Genomic DNA, 7317 nt, shown 5'->3' on the forward strand with positions numbered 1-7317 from the left:
TAAATAAAAAAGCCTTACATTCACTCGAATGTAAGGCTTTTTTAATTGTCATAGCAAGGCTTAAACTCGCAATGATTTATTAACCATAGCGATTAAGATTATAACGCTTAAAACGTATAGTTCAGTTTAACGCTGAAGTAACGTCCAGGTTGACTATAAGTTTCTTCAGTCACGCCTAAGTTAGACATTAAGAACTTAGATTGGCCTGCCACATCGGCATAATCGATATATTCTTTGTCGAGTACGTTGAATACACCTGAACGCAGTGTCCAATTATCGCTCAATACAAAATTAGCGGTGATATCAACCACGGCATAACCAGCAGTATTAAATACCTCGTTAAAGCCCATATCAGGCATACCTGGCATAGGAGGGAAAATATCAAGGTCAGTCGTACGATCCATACTGTCTGCAAAACGCACTGTTAAGCCAAAGTCCATTTCTGTATTGGCAAGATGAGTATAATAATTAACCCCAACGTTACCTTTAAGCGGACTGACTGAATTTAAATAGTCACCGTTTTGATCTTCGCCGTGGGTATAAGCAATGTTACCCCAAAGTTCAATCTCATCAGTAAACCACTGACTGAATGAAGCTTCAGCGCCATATAAGGTTACTTCATCATAGTTAATATATTGGTATTCAAGAGACTGTGGGATCACACAACCAAATGGGCCACCACAACCAACAAACTCCCAATCGATGTAATCATTAGCTTGGGTATAGAAAGTGGTGAATTCATACTGGGTATCACCATGATGACCACGTACACCAAGCTCAATGGTATGACTTGATTCAGACTCTAAGTCATAGTTTGCTTGGATCATTACTGGAAATGGCATTTTGCCATCTTTCACTTCTAGCTCGCCCCATTTTTGATCAGGTGTTGGCATTTTATAGCCGTAAGCGTACTGAGCATACACATTAACGTTTGGTGTCATGTGATATACAAGGCCTAGCTTAGGCGACCAAAAACCATCGCTCATTTCTTCAAAATCGGCAGGGTCACGGCCCGCTTCTTCAGCTTGGTTTTGATCTGGCGTGTTTTTAAAGTAGTCATAACGCAGACCTAAAATCGCGTTTAACTTGCCATCATAGAAAGTAATGTCATCTTGAATGAAAGCGCCAACACGTAAACTCTTAGTATCTGCAAACGAGAAAGTATCTGTATCTGAAGGTGACCAGTTGCCATTGTCATCAACAACTTGATAATCACGTGGACGGCTCATTTCAGACTGCTCAATATCCACGCCATAGATAATGTTGTGGTTGTGACCCGTTAACGATAAAGACTTACTAAAAGTACTGGCAAAACCAAAACGGTATTCATCAAATTGGTAATCTCTGTGCTCGGTAATATCACGTGCACCGCCCTGCGCGCCATCATAATAATCACGCTTTTCAGTTTGGTCAGTCTTACCGTAGTAAAGTACAAAATCTACGTTGTCATGGATTACACGGTCTTTAGTAGAACGTAAACGCAGCGAAGTATTTAATGACTGTGTTTGACGGTCGTAATCGATTGAGCTTAAGTTATCTAAGCTATTTTCCCAGCGGTCTAACTGCTGGTTCATGTAATCGACAGTCAGCTGTAGGTTAGTGTCATCATTAAAGTGATACTTACTTTTAATTAAAAAGCTGTCGGTCACTAAATCACTGTCAGGTAAAGTTTCGCTGTAGTTCTGTTGTTCTTCACCTTCACGGCGTTGGTAAGAAACTAGGTTATCGAAGTTACCAGCAGAGAAAGCACTGGTAAATCCAGCACTGTACTCGTCATTCATGCCGGTATAGCCAGCATTAGCTGAGAAGTAATAATCTTCACCACGTAAATAGTCATCAGCATCTTTTGATGTCATCACTAATACACCGCCAAGCGCGTCTGAACCATACATGGTCGATGCTGCAGCTTTTAACACTTCAACTTGTTTTAAGCCTTCAACTTCGGTTAAACCACGGCCAGTCCCCTCAGCGCCTGGGCCTAATGGAGAAGCATATTGGTTGTTCACACGAACACCATCTTTCACCATCATCACACGGTTACCGCCAATACCACGGATAGTTACCGAACTTGGCTTACCTGCTCCGCCCTTAACATCTACAGCGGCTTCGTTTTTAAATAAGGTAGAAAAGTCCGTACTCATGTTGCGAGCAATAGCTTCTTCATCAATGACAACAACAGAGCCAGCAACTTGATCAAGAGTTTGCTCCATACGAGAGCCTGAAATAACAATCACTTCATGGAAGTTTGAGATGGATTGTTTAATTTCATCTTTCGACACGACTTCTTGAGCATCAGCTATAACCTGAGGGGATAGTGCAACAGTAATTGCTGCACTAATTAATTTTACTGAAAATGGTTTCATCAACGCTAACCTTAATAAAAGCTTAATAGGAATTAATCTCATCTCTAATGGCGCGGGAGTCTACCATGAAGAATATTTCACATAGCGATCACGATCCCAATATCAATGTGTGATACTGAATCTCAATACTTTTTCCAGTCACTGTTTAAAATATGTAAAAACATGGATAGCTAATGTTTATTGATTTGCAATCAAAGCTGGCAAATAACACAACATTTGCATCCAAATGTATCAGCGAGTTTCAACAATCATCTCTAAGGGTAAGCTGGTGAAGTAAATATCGTGAAATAGAGAAGGCGACTAGAGAGGGGTTTTGTAGCAAGGTAAATTAAAACTCATTTTTATATATCGATAAAAAGCTAGCAATGATAAATTTGCTAGCTGATATTTTATGTCTAGTATTTAAGTTGGCTTTTAAGAGTCGCTATTCACAACACTGGTATTCATTGAGTCTGCAATTGAATCTATATTTGTGCTGGTTTCATCAGGGCTGTGCACATCTCGCAACTCCTGTTCTGTAAGTACCCCACCGCCTAGCGAGCGATAAAGGGTAATCATTGATAGCAAGCGGTCACGCCTCACTTGGCTTAAGGTTAGCTCGGCATTGAATAAGCTTCGCTGAGCATCCATTAAATCTAGTGAGCTAGAAACACCATTTCGGTACCTCAGCATGGCTAAACGAGTATATTCCTTTGATGCTGCAACTAAATCTTGCTGAGCTTCAATAGCAAGTTCAGAGCGCCTGAAACTATTCATAGCATCATTTACTTCAAAATAAGCGCGTAATACCGTACTGCGATACGCAAGGTTAGCCTGCTTATACTCTTCTTTGGCAATATCATATTGAGCAGAAATACTCCCCGCGTTGAAAATAGGTGCGGTTATTCCCCCAAGCAGTGACCATGTCACTCCTTGGCTATCAAATATACTGCTTAGATCGTCTGTTTCTGTGCCGTAGCTACCGCTGATAGTAAATTGCGGGAAAAATGCGGTTTTAGCGACGCCCACCTTAGCGTTGGCTGCAATTAAAGTCTGTTCAGCCGCTTTTACATCTGGGCGCTGCGACAGCATTTGCGATGGTACTCCAACAGCAAAACTATTAGGGAACATCTGAATATCATTGAGTAACTCGGTGCCCGTTTTAACCTCTAAAGGATAATTAAATTCGCCAAGTAAGATTTTCAGTTGATTAGACTTTTCTTGGCGTTCAAAATCCAAATCAGGCAGAGTCACCTTAGCACTTTGATATTCCACCTCAGCTTGACGAACTTGTAAGCCGGAGATAACACCATTTTGTTTACGTAATCGGGATAAGTCTCGCTCTTTTAAACGGATTTCTACTGTGTTCAAAGCAATTTGATAACGTTGTTCGATATCCAGCCACTCATAATATCGACTAGCAACATCACTAATAAGGCTAATTACCGCAAGATTTAACGCATCTTGTGCAGAAATAAAATTAGCATATTCAGCTTCACTTCGACGTCGATTAGCGCCCCAAATATCTAACTCCCAAGATACAACACCATCAAGGGTGAATTCATTACCGTGAGTAGGATCGGTATTAGTAATCGCACTATCAATTGAACGCTCAGCTCCAGCTTCAAGACCTAATGAAGGATATAAAGCAGCATCTGCCACAGTGACATTTGAGCGAGCGGCAATTAAGCGTGAACGAACCGACTCTAAATCTAAATTTTTCGATAGTGCATGTGATATGAGCACTTGAAGATCAGGGTCTAAATAAAACGCTTTCCATTTAGTTTGCCCAAGATTAGCTTGTGAATCTTGAGCTAAGTCTTGATGATATTGTTCAGGCACTTCCATTTCAGGCCGTTCATAGTCAGGGCCCATAGCACAGCTAGATAACAATAAAGTTAACCCCACAGAAGCCCCGAATCGAGTCATTTTATGCGAAGGTGTCAGTTTAAAATTAAACATTTCCTGCCTCCTGCGCTTTGTCTGATTTGGCTTTAGTCTCTGGTTTTGCTTGAGTCTGAGGTTTAGCTTCAGTCTCAGATTTAGAGCTATCATCAGTATTGCCATCAGCTGATATTTTAGATTTAAGCCAACCTGCCGTGGTGACGAAAAATAGCGGCACCATCACAATACCGATTGAAGTGGCGAATACCATGCCGCACAAAATCGGAATCGAAATACTTTGCCTGCTCACAGCGCCAGGCCCTACCGATAACACTAACGGTAATACTCCCAATATAAACGCCATCGATGTCATTAGGATGGGCCTAAAACGCATGGTGGCTGCTTCTAAAGCGGCATCAACTCGGTTCTTGCCTTCTTTATGTAATTGATTAGCAAATTCGACAATTAAAATTGAGTTCTTAGCAGCCATACCGATAAGGGCAATAAAGGCGACTTGGAAGAATAAATTACTTTCCATGCCACTCACTAATGTTCCAAGTGAAGCGCCTAACATCGCAATTGGTGCGATTAACAATACAGCTATTGGGATCGTCCAGCTTTCATATAAAGCCGCTAAAAATAAGAACACGAATACCATCGCAAGTGAAACTGCAATACTGGTTTGATTAGCAGACTGCACTTCTTGGAAGGTAATCCCTGTCCACTCATAACTGAATTCATTTGGCAGCATTGGTTTCGCTATCCGTTCAATGGCTTTAATCACATCACCGGATGCATAACCTTGCGCAGGTGTGGCATTAATCGAGGCGCTACTGAACAAGTTGTAATGGGTCACAGCAGCAGGTCCAACGGTGTAGTCGTATTTAGCTAATACACCTATTGGCACCATGGCCCCAGTTGCTGAGCGAACATAGTAATCCTTGATTTGTTCAGGGAATTGGCGATATTGCTCTTCTGCCTGCACTTTTACCCTGTATACACGGCCAAATAAATTAAAATCATTGACCGTTGATGAGTCTGTAAAGGTTTTAATAGTGCTGTATATATCAGCAACATTAACCCCAATCGCCATAGCTTTAGCTTCATCAACGGTGAGATGTAATTGAGGAATTGCGCTTTGCAAAGACAAACTTGCCGATGCAATTTCTGGCTGTAATTTCATTGCCTCAACTAACTCGTCAGCCGTTTCCATTAAGCCTTTAAAGTTGGTGCCAGAGGTATCTTGTAGCTCCATTTCAACACCTGAGCCATTACCCAGCCCAGGCACTGCTGATGGCAGGTACAAGTTAAATTCAGCTTCTAAAATCGAGTGCAGTGATAATCGAATATCCTTCATCACTTTTTGCACTGTTGCATCACTTTCAGCTCTATCAGCCCAAGGTTTTAAAATCACTTCAAATTGACCGTTAGCTTGGTTGGAACCTGAACGTTTATTTTCACCCGCTAAAGTAAATGAATAAGCAATCGCAGGGTGAGACAACACGTAGGCTTCAGCTTTTTTAAGCACAGCTTGAGAGCGGTTAACAGTAGCACCATCAGGTAAGGTCATATCAATAAAAAATCGGCCTTGGTCTTCATCAGGCATGAAGCTTGACGGCAATGTAGACATAATGAAATAAACGCCGCCCACCATTAACGCAAACAAAAGATAGCTTCGTTTAGCATGCTTAGTGGTGAGCGCCACTAATGCTGTATATTTGGTGGTACTGACATCAAGTTTATCGTTCATCCATTTGAAAAAACCTGAAGTGGGTTTATCACCAGGTTTAAGCAGTAATGCACATAATGCTGGTGATAAGGTTAACGCAACTATGGTTGAAATTAACACTGCCACAGTAATCGCCACCGCAAACTCACGGTACATAATACCGGTGATCCCTGAAAGGAATGACACAGGTACAAATACAGCAGCAAGCACTAAACTTGTCGCCACTAATGCACCTGACAACTCCTTCATCGCAGAGCGCGTAGCATCCATTGGCGATAAGCCATTTTCATTCATCAAACGTTCGACATTTTCGACCACCACAATGGCATCATCGACCACAATACCAATGGCTAATACCAAGGCCAGCAAACTAACAGTATTAATGGTAAAGCCAAACGCTAACATGGCAGCCAAAGTGCCGATTAATGATACAGGTACTGCAATAGCGGGGATTAACGTCGCGCGGACATTTTGTAAAAACAGGTATACCACTAAAATCACTAGTATTAGTGCTTCTACTAAGGTTTTCACTACTTCATCAATGGAGTTTTCGATAAATACTGATGCGTCAAAAAACACTTCCCAGTTCATTCCTTGGGGGAATTTTTCAGCCAGTTTGGCCATCTCAGCTTTAACGTTTTTGGTGACTTCTAGTGCATTTGCGCCGGGTAACAGATAAACCTGTAAAATGGTCGCATTGGCGCCATTTAACTGTGATTGCAAAGTATAAGCCGATGACCCCAGTTCAATTTGTGCAATGTCACGCAAACGAATGATTGAGCCATCATTATTGGCACGCACAATAATTTCTTTAAATTGCGGCACACTACTCATGCGCCCTGCGGCTGTAATAGGTAGCGTCATGCTCAACGAATCACTGTTTGGCTGTGAACCAATAGAGCCTGCTGGTGACTCTTTATTTTGCGCTTTAACCGCATTGATCACATCAGCAGTGGTTAAGCCGTACCCCGCCATCGTGTCTGGCCTTAACCAAACCCGCATTGAATAACTACGCGACCCCGTATTACGGACTCGACCAACACCAGGGATACGTTTGAGGGCAGACTCAATATTAATGGTGCCGTAGTTACTTAAATAAATCTCATCAAAGCGCTCATCACTTGAGGTTAACGCGAGCTTTAATAACTCAACCGATGCTTCTTTTGAAACCGATACACCTTCGGTTTGCACATCAATGGGTAAACTGCCCGTTGCTTGCTGAGTTGAGTTTTTTATCAATATCAATCATCAACAAGCTTAAAGCCTTATCGGACTGCTTAGCSTTTTGCATTAKCAGCGAAGTATTCTGARTAAGGTAAAGCCTATTTTTTAATTCCGTTAACGGATCTGTTACGRTTTGTA

The 7317-nt window shown here is 41.7% G+C and carries 4 protein-coding genes; all 4 read right to left on the reverse strand.

Translation table 11 applies throughout. The annotated features are described in order from the left end of the window. Positions 1-107 precede the first annotated feature (107 nt). The 4 genes from FNZ24_RS14385 to FNZ24_RS21960 all read right to left on the reverse strand — a co-directional run bounded on the left by FNZ24_RS14385 (position 108) and on the right by FNZ24_RS21960 (position 7252). A complete protein-coding gene (locus FNZ24_RS14385; protein ID WP_153915430.1) occupies positions 108-2363 on the reverse strand; it encodes a TonB-dependent hemoglobin/transferrin/lactoferrin family receptor in 2256 nt (751 codons plus the stop codon). A gap of 414 nt (positions 2364-2777) precedes the next feature. Beyond that, positions 2778-4304: an efflux transporter outer membrane subunit gene (locus FNZ24_RS14390; RefSeq protein WP_153915431.1), complete on the reverse strand. Its 1527-nt coding sequence runs from the start codon at positions 4302-4304 to the stop codon at positions 2778-2780. Continuing rightward, on the reverse strand, positions 4297-7194 hold the full coding sequence (locus FNZ24_RS14395) for an efflux RND transporter permease subunit (RefSeq protein ID WP_228768499.1): 2898 nt from the start codon (positions 7192-7194) through the stop codon (positions 4297-4299). Before FNZ24_RS14395 ends, FNZ24_RS14390 begins: the two co-directional genes overlap by 8 nt. Beyond that, positions 7148-7252: a hypothetical protein gene (locus tag FNZ24_RS21960; RefSeq protein WP_416384844.1), complete on the reverse strand. Its 105-nt coding sequence runs from the start codon at positions 7250-7252 to the stop codon at positions 7148-7150. Before FNZ24_RS21960 ends, FNZ24_RS14395 begins: the two co-directional genes overlap by 47 nt. Positions 7253-7317: the final 65 nt, after the last annotated feature.

The sequence above is a fragment of the Shewanella sp. TC10 genome (assembly GCF_009663145.1).
In the GTDB taxonomy this organism is placed as follows: domain Bacteria; phylum Pseudomonadota; class Gammaproteobacteria; order Enterobacterales; family Shewanellaceae; genus Shewanella.

Excerpts from the sequence above, each read along its gene's own strand:
- FNZ24_RS14385 (WP_153915430.1), bottom strand. The coding sequence starts at position 2,363 with ATGAAACCATTTTCAGTAAAATTAATTAGTGCAGCAATTACTGTTGCA.
- FNZ24_RS14390 (WP_153915431.1), bottom strand. The coding sequence starts at position 4,304 with ATGTTTAATTTTAAACTGACACCTTCGCATAAAATGACTCGATTCGGG.